We start from the raw sequence: 18,797 nt of genomic DNA, 5'->3' as shown, positions 1-18,797 counted from the left end.
GACCCACTTGTGGGTCGGCTTTTTTATTGCCAACTAAACGCACCGCAAACAAAAAGGCCTGCACTAAGGCAGGCCTTCTGGCTCGCTCGGCACTCGCTATTGGAGTTCCGGTGGAATGCTCGAAACCATCGGCGCAGCGCCTGCGCCATCGACCGGTACGGCAATTTCTACCGGCATACCATCTTCGGCGGCAACCACGTCACGTACCATATCCCAGTTCATGCGCAGGTTATTGGCCAGGTCTTCACGCTTGAGCAGTGCATTGATGACGGCGGTGTGCTTATCGACAACCGATGGATCGCCATGGTCGTCCAACGGGGTGTGCGCCTCGAGGTAGACCTTGCCAGCACTCACACCGAACTTGTAGGGCTCGTTGATGATGCGTACCGAGGTTCCGACCGGCACCATCTTGGACAATTCCAGCACGTTGTTGTTGAGCATACGGAAGCAGCCATGGCTGGTGCGCATGCCGATGCCGAACTTCTTGTTCGAGCCATGGATCAGGTAGCTCGGCAAGCCGAGGGTGAACTTGAACGGGCCCAGCGGGTTGTCCGGGCCGGCGGGCACCACGGCCGGCAAGATATCGCCATCGGCAGCGTGCTCGGCGCGAATCGAAGCAGGGGGCGTCCAGGTCGGGTTCGGTGTCTTGGCGGTGATCTTGGTGTTGGCGACCGGCGAACCCCAACCTTCGCGACCAATGCCCAGCGGGAACGTATGCACCACGTTCTGCCCTTTCGGGTAGTAGTAGAGGCGATACTCCGCCAGGTTGATGACGATGCCTTCACGCGGGCCCGGCGGCAGCACGTAGCGAGTCGGCAGGATGATCTCGGTGCCCGCGCCCGGCAACCAAGGGTCGACACCCGGGTTGGCGGCGATCATTTCCAGATAGCCGAGGTCGTTGGCCGTGCCGATGTCGGCGAAGGTGTCCTCGTACTTGGCCTTTATCACCCGGACCTGGCCCACCACATCCTCGCCAGGCGGCGGCAGCGGCAATTCCAGCGCAACGGCAGGGCCGATCATCAGCAGAGCGGCCAAAGGCAGGCAACGGGTGACGGCGGGAAAGCGCGGCAACATCCGGTAAATCCTTCGAAAGGTAGTCAAGATGGGAGATTGTACACCCGGCCCGAGGGCAGCGGGAGGCGTCACCGCAGCCTGTAAACGTTTCAGATGATGAAAGGTTGCTCAGAGTTCCGGCCAGACCGGGCGCGTACCGCATCGCTGGGCTTCGAGTATCGCCTTGCACAGCGGGCACAGGCGGCCATCGCGGTATACCGAACGCTCCACACCCGACCAGCGTGGCTGCGCAGGCAGCAGGCCACCGCACAAGGTACGATCGACCGGCGCCCCGAGTTCGAGCTGACGGGCAACTAGATGCACACGCACTTCCTGGCACGCAAACAGGTCGAGCTGCTCATCGGGCTCGATCAGTTGGTAGGCATAGAGGGACCAGGCGGGACGCGGCATCGGGGGCTCCAATCGGGGGCGCGCAACATTAGCCGAAAGCCGCGCCCGATAAAAGCGTCACAGCAAGGGTTTTATCGCCGGCCAGGCATTTTCCAGCAAGCGCTGCTGGGCCCCTTGCGCAGGGTGAATACCATCGGCCTGCATCAGTTCCGGTACACCGCCCACCCCTTCCAGGAAGAACGGCACCAAAGGCACCTGTTTCTGCGTGGCCAACTGCTCATAGACCTGGGCGAACGCCGTGGTATAGCGCACGCCGTAGTTCGGCGGCAGGCGCATGCCCAGCAACACCACCTTGGCCCCTGCCTCGCGAGAGCGGTCGATCATCGAAGCAAGATTTTGTTGCAATTGCTGTGGAGGCTGGCCGCGCAGGCCATCGTTGCCACCCAGCTCCAGTACCACCAGCTCCGGCTTGTGCTCTGCAAGCAGCGCAGGCAGCCGCGCCTGGCCTCCTGCGCTGGTATCGCCGGAGATGGACGCATTGACCACCTTGTCGTCGAAACCCTGCTCCTGCAGGCGCTGCTGCAACAGGGAAACCCATCCCTGGCGGGTATCCAGGCCAAAACCGGCGCTGATACTATCGCCGACAACCAGCAATGTTCCCGCCGCCGCGCTCTGGGCCAGGCAATACAGGGCCAGACCGGTACTCAACCACCACACTCGCATCGGATTCTCCATGAGCCCCAGCATTCTCGTTGCGCAGAACCTTAGCAAAGTGGTTCCCAGCGCGGAAGGCGACCTGACCATCCTGCACGCGCTTTCGCTCACCCTCGACCAGGGCGACAGCCTGGCCATCGTCGGCGCCTCCGGCTCCGGCAAGTCGACCCTGCTGGGTTTGCTGGCCGGCCTCGACCGGCCCAGTGCCGGCAGCGTCATTCTCGCCGGCCACGACCTCGGCCCACTGGACGAGGACCAACGCGCCCGGGTGCGTGCCGAGCACGTGGGCTTCGTATTCCAGTCGTTCCAGTTGCTCGACAGCCTCAACGCCCTCGAGAACGTCATGCTGCCACTGGAGCTGGACGGCCGCCGCGATGCCCGCGAGCACGCTCGCGAGCTACTCGAGCGCGTCGGCCTGGGCCAGCGCCTGACCCACACCCCACGCCAACTCTCAGGCGGCGAGCAGCAACGGGTGGCGATCGCCCGGGCCTTTGCCGCCCAGCCTGCGGTGCTGTTCGCCGACGAGCCCACGGGTAACCTCGACAGCCACACCGGCGAGCGCATCAGCGACCTGCTGTTCGATCTGAACAAGGAGCGCGGCACCACGCTGGTACTGGTCACCCATGACGAGCGCCTGGCCAAACGCTGCCGCCGCCTCATTCGCCTGGACGCTGGCCGCCTGGTGGCGCCCCTGGAGCCGTGATGACCCGTCTGCCCTTCGTGCGCCTGTGCGCCCTGGCCCTGCGCCAGCTGCTGCGCGATGCCCGTGCCAGTGAGGTACGGGTGCTGTTCTTCGCCTTGCTGGTGGCCGTGGCCGCCAGCACCGCCATCGGCTACTTCGGTGCGCGCCTGAACGGCGCCATGCAGTTGCGGGCCAGCGAGTTCCTGGCTGCCGACCTGGTACTGCAGGGCTCCTCACCCTCCCAGCAGGCGCAGGTCGCCGCTGGCAAGGCGCTGGGCCTGCAACATGCGCAGGTGGTGGAGTTCACCAGCGTGGTCGGTACCGACGCGGGCATCCAGCTGTCGAGCATCAAGGCTGCCGACAACGCCTACCCCCTGCGCGGCCAATTGCGCAGTGCAGAAGCACCCTATGGCGTCGAGACACCCGGCGGCGGCCCTGCGCCCGGCGAGGCCTGGGTCGAACCTCGGCTGCTGGCGGCGCTGGGGCTGGCGGTGGGTGACAGCATCGACGTCGGCATGAAGACGCTGCGCATGACCCGGGTACTGACCTATGAGCCAGACCGCGCCGGCAACTTCTACAGCCTCACGCCCAGGGTGCTGATGAACCTGGCCGACCTGGACGCCACCGGGGTGGTGCAACCCGGTAGCCGGGTGACCTACCGCGACCTCTGGCGCGGCGAGCCGGACAGCTTGGCCAGCTATCGGCAAGACGCAGAAAAAACGCTGGCCGCCAACCAGCGCCTGCTCGACACCCGCGACGGCAACCGACAGATCGGCGGCGCCCTGGGGCGTGCCGAGCGCTACCTGAACATGGCCAGCCTGGTCGCGGTACTGCTGGCCGGGGTCGCCGTAGCCTTGTCGGCCAGCCGCTATGCGGCGCGACGCCTGGACGCCAGCGCGCTGCTGCGTTGCCTGGGGCTGTCCCGGCACCAGGCCCTAGGGCTGTATTGCCTGCAACTGGCCATGCTCGGCCTCGCCGCAGCGGTCACAGGCGCAGTACTGGGCTGGCTGGCACAGCTTGGGCTGTTCAGGCTGCTCGAGGGGCTGCTGCCCAGCACAGTGCCGCCTGGCGGCATCATCCCGGCACTGGCCGGCATCGGCACCGGGCTGGTAGCCCTGGCCGGGTTCGCCTTGCCACCACTGGCGGCGCTGGGCCGGGTTCCGCCCCTGCGGGTGCTGCGTCGCGACCTGCTCCCCGTACCGCCCAGCAGCTGGCTGGTCTATGGCGCCGCCCTGCTCGCCCTAGGCCTGATCATGTGGCGCCTGAGCCTCGACCTGCTGCTGACCTTCGCCCTGCTCGGCGGTGGGCTGCTCGCCGCCATCGTGCTCGGCGGCCTACTGCTGCTCGGGCTGCGTAGCCTGCGGCGCCTGCTGGGTGGCGCGCCGCTGCCCTGGCGCCTGGGCCTGGGCCAGTTGCTGCGTCACCCGCTGGCCGCCGCTGGTCAGGCCCTGGCCTTCGGCCTGATCCTGCTGGCGATGGCCCTGGTGGCGCTGCTGCGCGCCGAACTGCTGGACAACTGGCAGGCGCAGCTACCCAAGGATGCGCCCAACCACTTCGCCCTCAATATCCTGCCGGACGAGCGTGAACCCTTCATCCAGCGCCTGCACGAGGTCAACGCCCGCTCGGCACCGCTCTACCCCGTCATTCCCGGGCGTCTGACCCATATCAACGAGCAGCCCGTACAGCAGATCGTCAGCAAGGAATCCCAGGGCGACCGCGCAGTACAACGCGACCTCAGCCTGACCTGGGCCGCCGAGTTGCCGCCAGGCAATGCCCTGACCGCTGGCAACTGGTGGCAGGAGGCTCCGGTAGAGAATGGCCCGCCCGGCGTTTCGGTGGAGTCGGAGCTGGCGGCAAGCCTCAAGCTGCAACTGGGCGACCTGCTGACCTTCGACATCGGCGGCCAGCACCGCCAGGCCAAGGTCAGCAGCCTGCGTAGCGTGCATTGGGACAGCTTCCAGCCGAACTTCTACATGATCTTCCAACCCGGCACCCTGCAAGGCCTGCCCGCCACCTACCTGACCAGCTTCTACCTGGCGCCTGGGCACGATGTGGATGTGGTGGCGCTGTCGCGAGCGTTCCCGGCAGTGACGATCCTTCAGGTCGACGCCTTGCTCGGCCAACTGCGCAGCATCCTCGCCCAGGTCACCCTGGCCGTTGAGTACGTACTGTTGTTCGTGCTGGCTGCGGGGCTCGCGGTGCTGTTCGCCGGCTTGCAGGCGACCCTTGATGAGCGTATTCGCCAGGGCGCACTGCTGCGCGCACTTGGCGCGGGGCGTGCGCTGCTGGTGAAGGCTCGGCGCATCGAGTTCGGCTTGCTCGGTGCAGCCAGCGGCCTGTTGGCTGCGCTGGGCTGTGAACTCATCACCCTGGTGCTGTACCGCTACGCGTTCGACCTGCATTGGGCCCCGCACCCTTGGCTGCTGGTGCTGCCGCTGGTGGGTGCGCTACTGGTGGGGGCAGCTGGCGTGTTCGGTACCCGGCGGGCGCTGAATGCGACGCCGCTGAGCGTGCTGCGCGAGGCCTAAGCGCCGTAGCGGATTCGGTTGATATACCAATTCGCCTCGCCAGTCGGCGTGTGCACCACCACCTCGTCGCCCTCCTCTTTCTTGAGGAGGGCGCGAGCCATCGGTGAGTCGATGGAGATGTAGTCGTTACGCCCATAGATCTCGTCGTAGCCAACGATACGGAAGGTCATGGTCTCGCCTTCATCGTTCTCGATCTCGACCCAGGCCCCGAAGAACACCTTGCCTTCCTGCTGCGGCGAATAAGCGACGACCTTGACGTCTTCCAGACGCTTGCGCAAGTAGCGCACACGGCGGTCGATCTCGCGCAGCAGCTTCTTGTTGTACTGGTAGTCGGCATTCTCGCTGCGATCGCCCAGCGAGGCAGCCCAGGTGACCTTCTGGGTGATTTCGGGACGATAGACACGCCACAGGTGGTCGAGCTCCTTCTTCAGGGCCTCGTGACCTTCGGTGGTGATGATGTTGGTGCTCAAGCCGGCTTCTCCTCAGCGCATCCGCGGCAGGCGACATCGGCCTGCCGGGGCACCGAGCTTAACCAAAAAAGCATTGCCCTACACGCCCGCTCAAGCGCGGGTGATAAGGCCCTGGCGCGCGATGCGGGTGAGCTGGGCGATCACCTCGTCAGCCTCATCCGCGCTGGGCGCCTGGATCACCGCAAGGTCGAAGCGGTCATTGGCATATTGGGCGAGGTTGCACGGGGTTTCAGCGAATTGGATCAGGAAGGCACGTGCCTGGCCTTTGCGTCGCGACAAGCCGTCGAGGTTGCGCAAAAGGGTCGGCTGGTGCTGGCCACCGAGCAGGATGCGCGGTGTGCGGGCTGCCTGGTTGGCAGGCAGGGGGGTGAGGAAAACACTGGTACGTGGACAGCTCATGGAGATATCTCCGCCTCGCGAAACCCGCTGGGCAGCGGTGGGAGGCGTCACCGAACCAGCGCTTTAGCGGTATTTCGGATAACCCATCAGGTTGCCCTGCGCCCCGCAAGTAGCTGTTTAAATCGGCGCAAGCGGTATCGTAGAGCGTCGAACGGCAAGCTGCAAGTGGGCTTTCACTTGTAGCTTGCCGTTCGGGTATTGCAGGGGTGTGTCAGCGAGCGATCAGGCGGTCCAGCGACAGCCGCCCTGCCCCTTCGAACAGCACTGCCAGGGTGCCGCCCAGCAGCGCCAGGCCGAACTCATAGCCGTTATTGGACATGAACAGGCCATTGTCGAAGTGCACCGAAAAGATCGCCACCAGCAGCAAGACACCCAGGCCCAGCGCCGCAGGACGCGCCAGCAGGCCGATCACCAGGGCCAGGCCGCCGAAGAACTCGACAGCGCCGGACAACAGCGCCATCAGGTAGCCCGGCGCCAGGCCGATACTCTCCATCCACTGCCCAGTGGCTTCGAGGCCGTAGCCACCGAACATGCCGAACAGCTTTTGTGCGCCATGGGCCATGAAGATGACGCCAATCAGGATACGGATGATGCTCAGGCCGAAACCGGCGCGGGTGGTGAACAGGGCGGTGATCGAGGCGTTCATGTTGCAGGCTTCCTTGGTGTGTTTGGTTGGAATGGACGCCATATTAACCAAATTAACGAATAATAAAACCGCAAAAAACGCCACATAAAAATCGAAAATATAGATACATCAGCGTTTAGTGGCTCGTTCCAGCGAAGCCCGCTCACGGTTGAACGCCAGGAAGTACTTGTTGACGCTGTTGACGAAATTCACCGGTCCCATGCCCACCTGCTCCATGGCCACCCGCTCGGTCTGGAAGAACCACTGATTGCCGTTGAGCCCCCGGCGCCGGGCCTCGGCACGCATGGCCTGGACCCGCTCTGGCCCGAGATTGTAGGCCGCCAATATGAACGCCATGCGTTCGCGCTCGTTGAGCTGCGGGCTGGCGAAGAACTTGCGACGAATCAACGCCAGATAGCGGGCACTGGCCTGCACATTGCCATCGACCGTGGCGGTATTGCTCACGCCCACCCGCTGCGCTGCCGAGGGCGTGATCTGCATCAGGCCGTGGGCACCACCCATGCCGCGCGCTTTGGGGTCGAGAGTGGATTCCTTGAACGCCAGCGCCGCCAGGTTCAGCCAGTCGAACTGCTGGTCGCCGGCGTGCTTCTGCAACACCGGGCGCACCGACTCGAGGCGCTGGCGGTCCCGGCGTGCCAGCGGATCATGTACCCGGTACTGACGTCGGTAGATACGTTCGAAGGCGGCATCTTGGTTGTCGGGCGCGCGGTAGCCTGCGAGGAAGTGGTCGACTGTAGTCTGCAGCGTGGCGGCATCACGTCGCACGTACCAGCGGATCGCTTGCGCCTGGCCCAGGCGCAGTTGAGTGTCCAGGCGCAGACGCGGCATCACCCGCGCCCAGCGTTGTGCGATCGGACGCTCCACCACGGTCAGGTGATAGATGCCGGCCTGAACCATTTCCAGTACATCCTCCACCGCCAAGGTCGGGTCGGCCCACTCGACCTTGATCGGTGCACGCTTGCGCAGTGCCAATTGCTGGTTGGCCTGCTGGATCACCGCACCGGCGGCACTGGCGCTGGTCAAGACGACCGTGCGCCCGGACAACTGCTCGACCCGGCTGAAACCCCGCTCGCCCTTGCGCCCCACCAGCATCAATTGCACCTGATCGACCACTGGCGCAGTGGCGCTTACGCCGCCCGCCAGCGCTGGGTCGATCAACTCACCAGGTGCGGCCAGGTCGCCCTCGCCGCGCTCCAGGGCCAGGAGCAGCTGCTCCTTGGCACGGGGCACGAGCTTGACGCTCAATTCCTCATTATCGCCCACCCGCGCATTGAGGTAGTGCTCCAAGGCGCGCAGGCGATAGTACTCGACGCCAATGGGCTCGCCCTTGACCTCGCCGGAGCTGTTGCGGCTCTGGTTGACCAGCACCCGCAACACCTTGCTGGCGCGTATCTGCGCAAGGTCGCGCAGCTGACTGGCTGGCACGATGTGCGGCCCCGGCTGCTGGGCGTTAGCCAGGCCAGTGGCCGCCAGCGAAAGCATCAGCGTGGTCAGAACAATTCGCAGCATGAAGGAAAGACGTCCGAGGGCTGATGGCAGGAGGGCTGTCTACGCAGGTAGCCCACTCATCGCTCCGTGATGAATGACGGCAAAAGACCATGGCAAACGTTTGAAGTTCTTGGTTTTTTCTAGATATACCGGTTTTGCTATGCTGGCCGCCCCCGCGGCACGAGGTAGCACCATGCAACTGATCGATATCGGCGTCAACCTGACCAACAGCAGTTTCCACGACCAGCAGGCATCCATTGTCGAACGTGCCGTGGCCGCAGGCGTGGTGCAGATGGTCCTGACCGGCACCAGCCTTGCGGTCAGCGAACAGGCCCTGGCGTTGTGCGAGCAGCTCGACCAAGACGGCCGACACCTCTTCGCCACCGCCGGGGTGCACCCCCACGATGCCAGCAGCTGGGACACCGCCAGCGAGCGCAACCTGCGTCAGTTGCTAAGCCACCCAAGAGCACGCGCCGTAGGCGAATGCGGGCTGGACTTCAACCGCGACTTCTCGCCTCGCCCGCAGCAGGAGAAAGCCCTGGAGGCGCAGCTTACGCTTGCAGCTGAACTGCGCCTGCCGGTGTTCCTGCACGAGCGCGACGCCAGCGAACGCCTGCTGGCGATCCTCAAGGGCTACCGCGATCACCTGCCCGCCGCCGTGGTGCATTGCTTCACCGGGGAACGCCAGGCGCTGTTCGCCTACCTGGACATGGACCTGCATATCGGCATTACCGGCTGGATCTGCGACGAACGCCGCGGCACGCACCTACACCCCCTGGTGGGCAATATCCCAGAAGGACGCCTGATGCTGGAAACCGATGCGCCGTACCTGCTGCCCCGCAGCCTGCGCCCAAAACCGAAGAATGGCCGCAACGAGCCCGCGTTCCTGCCAGAAGTGCTGCGTGAAGTGGCGTTGCATCGCGGCGAGGACATCGCCCACACCGCTGCCCACACCAGCGCGACGGCGCGAGCGTTCTTCAACCTGAACTGAGTCGTTGACCCACATCAAGACACCCTCCGAGCAGCTGAGCACAATGATGGCACCTTGCCAATAATGTTTCCGCTCAACTCAGAGAAGACCTACCATGGGTGCCTGGCTTAGCAATATCTCCTTGAAGTACAAATTCTGGGCCGTCAACGCAGTGGCCTTCGTCACCACCTTGCTGCTGGTGCTCTACGCCGTGCACCTGGAGCAGCAGGCCCGCGCCGAAACCGCCCGCTCGCAGGCCATCGCCCAGTCTGAACTGCTGGCCGCATGGCCCGCAGGCCAGCCGCTACCTCGCCACACGCAGCTGATCACCTGGCAGAACGGGCAAACGCCCAGCCTCGCTGGCGAACCCCTGGATGCGCTGAACCAGGGCCCTGGCTGGGTCGAGCTGCCAGCGGCCACCTTGCTGGGCGACAGCCCGGTGCTGGGCGCGCAGGTGGTTCATCAAGGCGAGCGCCGCTTGGCAGTGCTGGCCCAATCGCCCAGCCTGCGCCAGGTGTTTCTCGATCGCTTCAGCAATTATGCGGTGTGCGTGCTGGTGCTGATGCTGGCCATGCTGGGCGCCTCGCAGTTGCTGATTCGCTTCCTGCTCAGCCAGCTCAACACCCTCAAGGACGTGATGCTGCACGTGGAGAAGACCGGCGACCTGTCGGCCCGCGTACCACTGGCCTGTGGCGACGAGGTCGGGCAGATGGCGGGCGCCTTCAACGCCATGCAGGCCACCTACCACCGCGTGGTCAGCACCGTCGCGCACACCGCCGCGCAACTCGACAGCGGTGCTGCGCGCCTGGCATCGAGCATGGCGGATGTACGCCACGGCATGCTTGGCCAGCAAAGCGAGACCGACCAAGCGGCCACGGCCATCAACGAGATGTCTGCCACCGTGCACCACATCGCCCAGCACGCCGGGGCCACCCGCGACCTGTCGCAAAGCGCCGACACCCTCGCAGGCAGCGGCCAGGAGGTGGTGAGCCGGGTGCAGGACTCCATCGCCGGGCTGTCCAGCGGCGTGCAGCAGACCGCCGAGATGATTCGCCAACTTGCCGACGACAGCCAGAAGATCAACAGCGTGGTCGGGGTGATACACAGCATCGCCGAGCAGACCAACCTGCTGGCGCTCAACGCGGCCATCGAGGCTGCCCGCGCAGGCGACCTGGGGCGCGGCTTCGCGGTGGTCGCCGACGAAGTGCGCAACCTGGCCAAGCGCGTGCAAAACTCCACCGATGAAATCACCACCATGGTCTCTGCGTTGCAGGCAGGCACCCGCGACGCGGTGGAATTCATGCAGGAAAGCTCGTACAAAGCCGACGACTGTGTCCGCCAGGCCCAGGAGGCCGGGGCTGCGCTGGCGGAAATTACCGGGGCGGTGGCGCAAATGCGCGAGAGCAATACGCAGATCGCCGTGGCAGCCGAACAGCAGAGCCAGGTGGCCGAGGAAATGAACCGGGCGGTGGTGAGCATCCGCGATGTCACCGAGCAGACCGTGCAGCAGACCGTGGGTTCGGCCAGCACCAGCAGCGAATTGGCGACCCTGGCCGGCGCGCTGAACAAGGCGATTGGCCAGCTCAAGCTATAGCCACCATAAACAGCGTCGATTGGCCGCGCCCCATACCCCGCACTAAGCTTTGGGCATGACTGCGAGGAAATGCCCATGAACAAGCGATTGCTTCACCTGTCTGCCTGGCACTGGCGCGGCGGCCCCTACAACCAGCGCCAGGCCCTGCGGCTGATTGCCGTGCCACTGCTGATCCTGGGCGCCCTGCTGGTGTTGAGCGGGCTGTTCACCGCAGATTTCACCCAACTCGCCGTGGGTGTTATCGCCCTCGTCGCAGGGTTCGGCCTACAGCGCCAAGGGCAGCGTCTGTAGGCCTCAGGCGAATACCGTCACCGTCTGCCGGCTCAACGCCAGCAACTCCCCTTGCGCCGTCCACAAGGCTGCCGCTGCATGGCCGTAGCCGTCTCGGGCATATTCGGTCTCGACACAGTAACGGCACCAGTCCAGCGTGGTTAGACTGGCCACCGGCTGGATGAACTCGATGGTCCAAGTCAGGGTACTCCCGGCCGCCGGCTGTTTGAGGTGGGGCATCAGGCTGGGCGGCCAGGCATCCACCAGGGCCAGCAGGTGCGCCTCGGTCAGTGGTGCTTGCGGCACATAGCGCAGACGCACCCAGCCGCCCATCTGCCGCGATGAATTGCCACTGAACGGCAACCCACCGATGGCCCAGCGCAGCGCCACGTGGCGCATGAAGTCGGGCGTCACGCCCTTGATGTAGGGCAGCTCCGGCGCCGACTCCTCCAGAGGCTTCATGGGGATGGCTGGCGCGGCGGCCACCTCCACGGAAGAAGGCCGTCCAGCCCCGAAGCTACCCTGCACCAAAGTCACCACCTGGCCATCCTGAACCGCGCGGCCCAGCAAGGTGCTGACCGCCTTGCCTTCACGCAACACCTCTGCTTCGAAGCGAATGGGCACGCCCGGCGCAGCTGGGCCTACGAAGGTGATCGCCAGCGAACGCACTGGGCGTGCGTCACTCAACTTGCCACGCATGGCCTCGAATACCAGCGCAGCCACCAGGCCACCGAACGAGGCGCGTCCCTGGGCCCAGTCGGCCGGAATGCTTACCGAGTCGGGGTTATTGCGCACGGCGTCCAGCAATTGGGGAAAATTCATGGCGAGTCCTTGGCGTCAGTCGGGGCAAGGACGATAGTAACCAGCGGCTAGCGCAACGCCAGCCCGCAAATCGGTCATTTGCAGGGGCTATCGGCGCGCAATGGCCTTGGCCAGCGCCTCCAAAGTGAGGTCTGAACGTTTTTCCGCCTGGTGCAGCTCCTTGTCCCAGGCACTTTTGCAACGCGCCAGGTCCTCATGCTCAGGGACTTGCAGCAGCCACTGCCAGCGGTCATGCCAGTTACCCAAGTCACCCTGGGCTCGCTTGAGCAAGCGCTGTAGCTTCTTTGCGGCGTGCTCGAGCTGGGGGTAGGCATCGTCCCCATAACGCACGCGCTTTATCAGCAGGCGCAAGCGATGGCGGTCGTGGGCAGGGTCTTGGAGGGCGTCTTGCAGCTTGTGCCACTGCTTGACCAAGCGTTTGTCGATGCGCTTGGCCAGCGAACGGGCCAGGCCCTCACGCTCAGCGGCGCGCAGGAACAAGGGGAATGCGTCGAGAATGGCGAGAACCCGGGTCAATTGCGCACTGGCCGCAACCTCGGCGAATGCCTGCGCCCTCCCCGCCAGGCGCCGCTGGCCCGCTTGCACATGGCCAATCGCGAGCAACTGCGCCGCCAGGACCTCGCGGTCACGAAGCGGCGTAGTGAGGGTGCCGAGTGCGCTGGCGGCATTCTCCAATTGCTCGACGCCGGGCAAGCCACGCAAAGGCCGCAGCAGGCTGCGCAAACGCCGCACGCCAATACGCAGGTCGTGCAGCGCCTCGCTGTCGGTGTCGGCGGCCAGGCGCTCGCGGCACGCCAGCAAACGCACCTGCAAGGTCAGCACCTGGGCTACTACATGGTCGAGCATTGCGGGCATCGGCGGCTCCTCGTTCAACGCCCGGCGCGGGACTCACGAATATAGAAACGTGCGCGCTCGGCCTTGCGGGTACAACCCTCGAAGCCTTCGAACTGTTGCTGGGTCTTGGCACCGGTCAACAGCGACAGGGCTTTGGAGTAGCTGACGGTACCGGCGAAGCCTTCGGCCTTGGCCAGGTCGAGTTCCTTCCAGGCAGCATCGAGCTGGGTCGCACAGCTGTCGCGATAGGCCGTCTTGCCTGCGCAGCCAGCCAGGGCCAGGGCAATCAGGGGAAGGCAGATCCAGGCTTTCATCGGGGGGTTACCTCAAAGGTGGAGAACAGTGGCCGTTCGACGGCGCAGTATGCGAAAAGTGCCCTGAACAGCTTAGCCCAGCGCGGTTCGCATTGAAGGACAGCCACCGATGGGTGCATTGTTGCCATAGAGTGGCACAGTGACGGGGGAAGGTCATGAGTAAACGTGTGGCGCTGGTGTTGGGCTCGGGGGGTGCGCGCGGTTATGCGCACATCGGCGTGATCGAGGAAGTGGAGCGGCGTGGTTACGAGATCGCCTGCATCGCTGGGTGCTCCATGGGCGCGGTGATCGGTGGCATCTACGCCGCCGGCAAGCTCGATGAATACAAGCACTGGATAGAAAGCCTCGACTACCTCGACGTGCTGCGACTGGTGGACGTGAGCTTTCGCCTGGGTGCAATCCGCGGTGACAAGGTATTTGGGCAGATCCGCAAGATCGTCGGCGAGATGAACATCGAGCAATTGCGCATTCCTTATACCGCCGTCGCCGCCGACCTGACCAACCAGCAGGAAATCTGGTTCCAGGAAGGCTGCCTGCACCAGGCCATGCGCGCCTCGGCGGCGATTCCCAGCCTCTTCACCCCCGTCATGCAGGGCAACCGTATGCTGGTGGACGGCGGCATTCTCAACCCCTTGCCAATCGTCCCGGTGGTGTCCAGCCACTGCGACCTGATCATCGCGGTGAACCTCAATGCCACCAACCAGAACCACTACCAACTCCCGGTGATCGAGCGCCCGGCGGCGTTCAAGATGCGCTTCGACGCAGTCATCAGTTCACTGGGCTCGCGCCTGCCGTTTCGCCGCAAACCCGCCGAACAGCTGATTCGCATCGAGCAGGAAATCGTCGCCGAAGCCAACCCCTGGCTGAGCGAGCCTGCCGACCCGGAGAGCCAGCAACCGGCAGCCGCCCCGCAAAGCGAAGGGGCGCCTAAATCGGCGACCGGCTCGTTCATTATCGACAACGTTGGGCCTGCCTCGCTGCTAGACCTCATCAACCAGAGCTTCGAGGTGATGCAGACCTCGCTGGCGCAGTACAAGATCGCCGGGTACCCACCGGATGTACTGATAAACGTGCCCAAGCGCGTGTGTCGTTTCTTCGAATTCTACAAGGCGCCGGAACTGATCGCCCTGGGGCGGGAGATCGCGCGCGATACGCTGGACAACTACGAGGCGCAAAAGCGCTGAGGTTCACGCCCATAAAAAAACAGGCCGCAAAAGCGGCCTGTTTTCTTGCAGGGGCATCACTCAGTAACGGGTGATATCTGCCTTGGCTTCCAGCTGCTTGCGATAGGCCGAGAAGTCCTGCTGGCCAGCACGCGAAGCGAGGTAGCGGCGGATCTGCTGCTTCTCCTCGTCACTGGCGGCCGCGCCTTCGTTGACACCCTTGAGCTGCAGAACAGCCAGGCTACCGTCTGCAAGCACCACGCTACCGAACACCGGCTTGTCCTTGGCTTCAGGCTTGGCCAGGCGGAACACCGCCTGCAACTCGGCTGGGTCGATGCCGTCCTGGGCGCGGGTAGCGGCCTCCTGAACCTTCCAGGCCTGGCCTTCATAGGCAGCGCCCGGTGCGATCGAACCATCACGCAGGCCGGCGATCAGCTTGTCGGCCTTGGCCTTGAGCTCTGCGGTCGCCTTCTCGCGTGCCAGGTGCTCGCCGATGTTCTTGGCGACGGCCTCCAGCGGCATCTGTTCAGGCTTACGGTGCTCCTTGGCACGCAGCACCACGATGGTTTCCGGGTCCAGCTCCAGGGCGTTGCTGTTGGCACCCTCGTTGATCACTTCTTCGCTGAAGGCAGCCTGCACCACCGCGCGATTGGCAGTAATGCCTTCGCCACCTTCACGCCCGAACGGTGCCGAGGTCTGTACCTTCAAACCCAGGTCCTGGGCCGGCTGGCTCAGGTCGGAGGCTTCGAAGGCGGCGTCCTCGAGCTGTTTGGTCACCTCGACAAAGCGCTGTTCAACCTGCTGGGTCTTCAGCTCGCGCGTCAGCTTGTCCTTCAGGCTGGCGAAGGTCGGCACCTGCGGTGCCTCGACGCCCAGCAGCTTGATCAGGTGGTAGCCGTACTCGGTGCGTACAGGGGCCGACACCTGGTCATTGCCAAGCTTGTACAGTGCGTCTTCGAAGGCCTGGTCGTAAACGCCTGGGCCTGCGAAGCCGAGATCGCCGCCAGTAGCAGCAGAGCCTGGGTCTTGGGAGAACTCCTTGGCCAGGGCGGCGAAGTCTTCGCCTTTTTCCAGGCGCTGCTGGATCTCAACGATACGTGCCTTGGCCTGGTCATCGGTGGTCTTGTCGTTGACCTCGATCAGGATGTGCGCAGCGCGACGCTGCTCGGCCAGGTTGGCGATTTCTTTCTCGTACAAGGCCTGCAGCTCGTCGTCAGTGACTTCGACCTGGTCGAAGAACGCCGACTTCTTCAGCTCGATGTAGTCGATGACCACCTGGTCGGGGGTCATGAACTCCTTGGCGTGCTGGTCGTAGTGGGCCTTGATTTCGTCGTCGCTGACCTTGATCGCAGCCGGGTTGGCTTTGAAGGTCAATGCAGCGAAATCGCGGGTCTGGTTTTCCAGGCGGGCGAATGCGTCGACCTGCTGGTCGGTGACGAAGCTGCTGCCGGCAAGGCCGGTACGCAGCTGGCCGATGAGCATTTCCTGGGCCAGCATCTCGCGGAACTGCATACGCCCATAGCCCATCTGGCGGATGACCGAGTCGAAACGCTCGGCGCTGAACTTGCCGTCGACCTGGAACTCAGGCGTCTGCAGAATCAGCTGGTCCAGCGCGGCATCGGAGAAGGCGAACTTGGCATCATCGGCGCCTTGCAACAGCAGCTGGCGCTCGATCAACCCTTTGAGCGCGGCGTCGCGCAGCATTTTTTCATCCAGCAATGCAGGGTCGAAATCCTTGCCCAGCTGTTGCATCAGCTGGCGGCGCTGCATGTCGACGGCCTGGCTCAGCTCATTCTGGCTGATGGCCTGGCCGTTCACCTTGGCGGCGTCCTGGCTGGTGCTGGTCGCCTGGAAAATGGCCTCGAAACCGGTCAGCGCCATCAGCACGACGATAAGGCCAATGATGCTCTTGGCAATCCAACCTTTTGAATTGTCCCTGATATTTTGCAGCATGCGTCCCCCAGAAACGGCTGTACCACTGCATCGACAACCGCGCAGAGTGGGTAAAATCCTGATAAAAGAAAGGCGCATCCGAAGATGCGCCTTTTCTTAGCAAACGTGGCAGGCGGTAACGTTTACGGCCCCGGCCGCCACGTGCTTGGACCAGGCAAGGCCCGGTCCATCTGAAAGAGACGACTTAGTTGACGGCGTCTTTCAGGCCTTTGCCAGCCTTGAAGCCTGGAACCTTGGCGGCAGCGATCTTGATCGCCTTGCCAGTTTGCGGGTTACGGCCGGTGCGCTCGGCGCGCTCTTTGACGGAGAAAGTACCGAAGCCAACCAGGACGACGTCGTCGCCTGCCTTCAGGGCACCGGTTACGGAGTCGATCACAGCATCCAGAGCTTTGCCAGCGGCAGCCTTGGAAATGTCAGCCGATACAGCGATAGCGTCAATCAGTTCCGACTTGTTCACTCTAGTCCCCTTATATCTCTATTTTGAGTTTGTTTCTAAGTATGTAATGAAAAGCTTATGAAACGAGCATTGGGTGGCATGATGACATTGGCGTGCCGCTTTATAACAAGGGCTCGAAAAAACTGTCAAGGAAGCCCCCCAATGAAATACTGACTAGTGCGTGCTGATTCTTTCCTTAGCATCGCCGTCGCGCTTTTCATCTTTCGCGACAATCTCCGGAGCCACATCTGGCAAGGGCTCCGGGGCGTATTGCAGCGCAATTTGCAGGACTTCGTCAATCCATTTAACGGGCTTGATCTGCAGATCCTGTTTGATATTTTCAGGAATTTCCTTCAGGTCACGCACATTTTCTTCCGGAATGATGACCGTCTTGATCCCGCCCCGGTGTGCCGCCAGCAGTTTTTCCTTCAGCCCGCCGATGGCCAACACCTGGCCACGCAAGGTGATTTCACCGGTCATCGCCACGTCGGCGCGTACCGGAATCTGCGTCAAGGCCGAGACCAACGCGGTGCACATGCCGATACCGGCACTCGGGCCATCCTTGGGCGTGGCGCCCTCGGGCATGTGGATGTGCACGTCGTGTTTCTCGTGGAAATCGGCGGCAATGCCCAGGCTGCGGGCGCGGCTGCGCACCACGGTCTGCGCGGCGGTGATCGACTCGACCATGACATCGCCGAGCGAGCCGGTCTTGATCAATTGCCCCTTGCCAGGGATGACCACCGCTTCGATAGTCAGCAGCTCGCCACCCACCTGGGTCCAGGCAAGGCCCGTGACCTGGCCGATCTGGTCTTGCTGCTCAGCCAGCCCATAGCGGAACTTGCGTACGCCCAGCAGGTGCTCCAGCTGGTCACCCGTGACCTTGACCTTCACCTGCTTCTGCCCGGTGTGCTCCTTGACCACCTTGCGGCAGACCTTGGCGATCTGGCGCTCAAGGCCACGCACGCCCGCTTCGCGGGTGTAGTAGCGGATGATGTCGCGGATGGCCGAGACATCGATGTCCAGCTCGTCCTTCTTCAGGCCGTTGGCCTTGACCTGCTTGGGTGTCAGGTACTTGACCGCAATGTTGACTTTTTCGTCCTCGGTGTAGCCCGGCAGGCGGATGATTTCCATGCGGTCGAGCAGCGCCGGTGGAATGTTCATCGAGTTCGAGGTGCACAGGAACATCACGTCCGAAAGGTCGTAGTCGACTTCCAGGTAGTGGTCGTTGAAATTGTGGTTCTGCTCGGGGTCGAGCACCTCCAGCAAGGCCGACGCGGGGTCGCCACGCATGTCGCTGCCCATCTTGTCGATCTCGTCGAGCAGGAACAGCGGGTTGCGTACGCCCACTTTGGTCATTTTCTGGATCAGACGGCCCGGCATCGAACCAATATAGGTACGACGGTGGCCACGAATCTCAGCCTCGTCACGCACGCCGCCCAGGGCCATGCGCACGAACTTGCGGTTGGTTGCCGATGCGATCGACTCGGCCAACGAGGTCTTGCCCACGCCGGGCGGGCCAACCAGGCACAGCACCGGGCCGCGAATTTTCTTCACGCGCTTCTGTACGGCGAGGTACTCAAGGATACGCTCCTTGACCTCCTCCAGGCCGTAGTGGTCGGAATCGAGGATCTCCTCGGCCTTGGCCAGGTCCAGGCGCACCTTGCTCTGGGCCTTCCACGGCACCTGCACGAGCCAGTCGAGGTAGGAACGCACCACGGTGGCCTCGGCAGACATCGGCGACATCTGCTTGAGCTTGTTCAGCTCGGCCTGGGCCTTGGTCAGGGCATCCTTCGGCAGGCCCGCCGCGTCGATCCGCTTCTTCAGCTCCTCGACTTCGTTATGACCCTCGTCGCCATCGCCGAGCTCTTTCTGAATGGCCTTCATCTGCTCATTCAGGTAGTACTCGCGCTGGCTGCGCTCCATCTGCTTCTTGACCCGGCCACGGATGCGCTTCTCGACCTGCAACAGGTCGATTTCCGCATCCAGCAGCGCCAGCACGTGCTCGACACGGGCTGGCAGGTCGATGATCTCGAGGATTTCCTGCTTCTGCTCGATCTGCTCGGCTACAGGCTCGATCACCCGGGCGTGGTATTGCTCCTGCAGATACAGC

The 18,797-nt window shown here is 63.7% G+C and carries 18 protein-coding genes and 1 pseudogene; 6 read left to right on the top strand and 13 right to left on the bottom strand.

The window, feature by feature from the left end:
- Positions 1–96: 96 nt before the first annotated feature.
- The 3 genes from ACQKPE_RS18250 to ACQKPE_RS18240 form a co-directional block, all read right to left on the bottom strand.
- A complete protein-coding gene (locus ACQKPE_RS18250; protein ID WP_427668018.1) occupies positions 97–1,074 on the bottom strand; it encodes a L,D-transpeptidase family protein in 978 nt (325 codons plus the stop codon).
- Between the two features lie 108 nt (positions 1,075–1,182).
- The gene (locus ACQKPE_RS18245; protein ID WP_427668016.1) at positions 1,183–1,464 is read right to left on the bottom strand and encodes a hypothetical protein; all 282 of its coding nucleotides are present in this window, start codon (positions 1,462–1,464) and stop codon (positions 1,183–1,185) included.
- 57 nt (positions 1,465–1,521) lie between these two features.
- The gene (locus ACQKPE_RS18240; protein WP_427668015.1) at positions 1,522–2,127 is read right to left on the bottom strand and encodes an arylesterase; all 606 of its coding nucleotides are present in this window, start codon (positions 2,125–2,127) and stop codon (positions 1,522–1,524) included.
- Between the two features lie 10 nt (positions 2,128–2,137).
- Between ACQKPE_RS18240 and ACQKPE_RS18235 the strand changes: the two genes are divergently transcribed.
- On the top strand, positions 2,138–2,821 hold the full coding sequence (locus ACQKPE_RS18235; protein ID WP_427668013.1) for an ABC transporter ATP-binding protein: 684 nt from the start codon (positions 2,138–2,140) through the stop codon (positions 2,819–2,821).
- Complete coding sequence (locus ACQKPE_RS18230) at positions 2,821–5,328, top strand: ABC transporter permease (protein ID WP_427668012.1); 2,508 nt, start codon at positions 2,821–2,823, stop codon at positions 5,326–5,328. Before ACQKPE_RS18235 ends, ACQKPE_RS18230 begins: the two co-directional genes overlap by 1 nt.
- On the opposite strand, the gene greB is transcribed toward ACQKPE_RS18230, so the two are convergent.
- From greB to ACQKPE_RS18210, 4 genes are all read right to left on the bottom strand, one after another.
- Positions 5,325–5,798 (bottom strand): transcription elongation factor GreB, encoded by a 474-nt coding sequence (gene greB / locus ACQKPE_RS18225; protein WP_427668010.1) that lies wholly within the window; start codon positions 5,796–5,798, stop codon positions 5,325–5,327. The two genes, ACQKPE_RS18230 and greB, sit on opposite strands and share 4 nt — an antisense overlap.
- A gap of 90 nt (positions 5,799–5,888) precedes the next feature.
- Positions 5,889–6,197: a hypothetical protein gene (locus ACQKPE_RS18220; RefSeq protein WP_427668008.1), complete on the bottom strand. Its 309-nt coding sequence runs from the start codon at positions 6,195–6,197 to the stop codon at positions 5,889–5,891.
- A gap of 211 nt (positions 6,198–6,408) precedes the next feature.
- Entirely contained in the window at positions 6,409–6,843 is a 435-nt protein-coding gene (locus tag ACQKPE_RS18215) for a DoxX family protein (RefSeq protein ID WP_427668007.1), read from the bottom strand.
- Between the two features lie 108 nt (positions 6,844–6,951).
- Positions 6,952–8,352 carry a transglycosylase SLT domain-containing protein gene (locus ACQKPE_RS18210; RefSeq protein WP_427668005.1) on the bottom strand — a complete coding sequence of 467 codons (1,401 nt, stop codon included), beginning with the start codon at positions 8,350–8,352 and terminating at the stop codon, positions 6,952–6,954.
- Positions 8,353–8,524: 172 nt separating this feature from the next.
- On the opposite strand from ACQKPE_RS18210, the gene ACQKPE_RS18205 reads away from it, so the two are divergent.
- The 3 genes and pseudogenes from ACQKPE_RS18205 to ACQKPE_RS18195 form a co-directional block, all read left to right on the top strand.
- Positions 8,525–9,322, top strand: a complete 798-nt coding sequence (locus ACQKPE_RS18205) for a TatD family hydrolase (RefSeq protein ID WP_427668003.1) — start codon at positions 8,525–8,527, stop codon at positions 9,320–9,322.
- 94 nt (positions 9,323–9,416) lie between these two features.
- A complete protein-coding gene (locus ACQKPE_RS18200; protein ID WP_427668001.1) occupies positions 9,417–10,895 on the top strand; it encodes a methyl-accepting chemotaxis protein in 1,479 nt (492 codons plus the stop codon).
- 75 nt (positions 10,896–10,970) lie between these two features.
- Positions 10,971–11,183: pseudogene (locus tag ACQKPE_RS18195) on the top strand (terminase); the annotation flags it as partial.
- A gap of 6 nt (positions 11,184–11,189) precedes the next feature.
- On the opposite strand, the gene ACQKPE_RS18190 reads toward ACQKPE_RS18195, so the two are convergent.
- The 3 genes from ACQKPE_RS18190 to ACQKPE_RS18180 form a co-directional block, all read right to left on the bottom strand.
- Positions 11,190–11,987 (bottom strand): acyl-CoA thioesterase, encoded by a 798-nt coding sequence (locus ACQKPE_RS18190; RefSeq protein WP_427667999.1) that lies wholly within the window; start codon positions 11,985–11,987, stop codon positions 11,190–11,192.
- Between the two features lie 87 nt (positions 11,988–12,074).
- A complete protein-coding gene (locus ACQKPE_RS18185; protein ID WP_427667997.1) occupies positions 12,075–12,842 on the bottom strand; it encodes a CHAD domain-containing protein in 768 nt (255 codons plus the stop codon).
- A 14-nt stretch (positions 12,843–12,856) separates the two neighbouring features.
- Positions 12,857–13,135: a hypothetical protein gene (locus ACQKPE_RS18180; RefSeq protein ID WP_427667995.1), complete on the bottom strand. Its 279-nt coding sequence runs from the start codon at positions 13,133–13,135 to the stop codon at positions 12,857–12,859.
- A gap of 155 nt (positions 13,136–13,290) precedes the next feature.
- On the opposite strand from ACQKPE_RS18180, the gene ACQKPE_RS18175 reads away from it, so the two are divergent.
- Entirely contained in the window at positions 13,291–14,319 is a 1,029-nt protein-coding gene (locus ACQKPE_RS18175; RefSeq protein WP_427667994.1) for a patatin-like phospholipase family protein, read from the top strand.
- A 60-nt stretch (positions 14,320–14,379) separates the two neighbouring features.
- Here ACQKPE_RS18175 and ACQKPE_RS18170 read toward each other — a convergent pair whose 3' ends face one another.
- The 3 genes from ACQKPE_RS18170 to lon form a co-directional block, all read right to left on the bottom strand.
- Complete coding sequence (locus ACQKPE_RS18170; RefSeq protein ID WP_427667992.1) at positions 14,380–16,251, bottom strand: SurA N-terminal domain-containing protein; 1,872 nt, start codon at positions 16,249–16,251, stop codon at positions 14,380–14,382.
- Between the two features lie 184 nt (positions 16,252–16,435).
- The gene (gene hupB, locus ACQKPE_RS18165; RefSeq protein ID WP_054883552.1) at positions 16,436–16,708 is read right to left on the bottom strand and encodes a nucleoid-associated protein HU-beta; all 273 of its coding nucleotides are present in this window, start codon (positions 16,706–16,708) and stop codon (positions 16,436–16,438) included.
- 153 nt (positions 16,709–16,861) lie between these two features.
- On the bottom strand, positions 16,862–18,797 hold a 1,936-nt coding region (gene lon, locus ACQKPE_RS18160; RefSeq protein WP_427667990.1), incomplete at its 5' end, for an endopeptidase La.

Source organism: Pseudomonas sp. NPDC089554, from assembly GCF_050280645.1.
Classification (GTDB): domain Bacteria; phylum Pseudomonadota; class Gammaproteobacteria; order Pseudomonadales; family Pseudomonadaceae; genus Aquipseudomonas.
The sequence above is the reverse complement of the archived record's forward strand: the minus strand, read 5'-3'. Positions and strand labels throughout refer to the sequence as shown.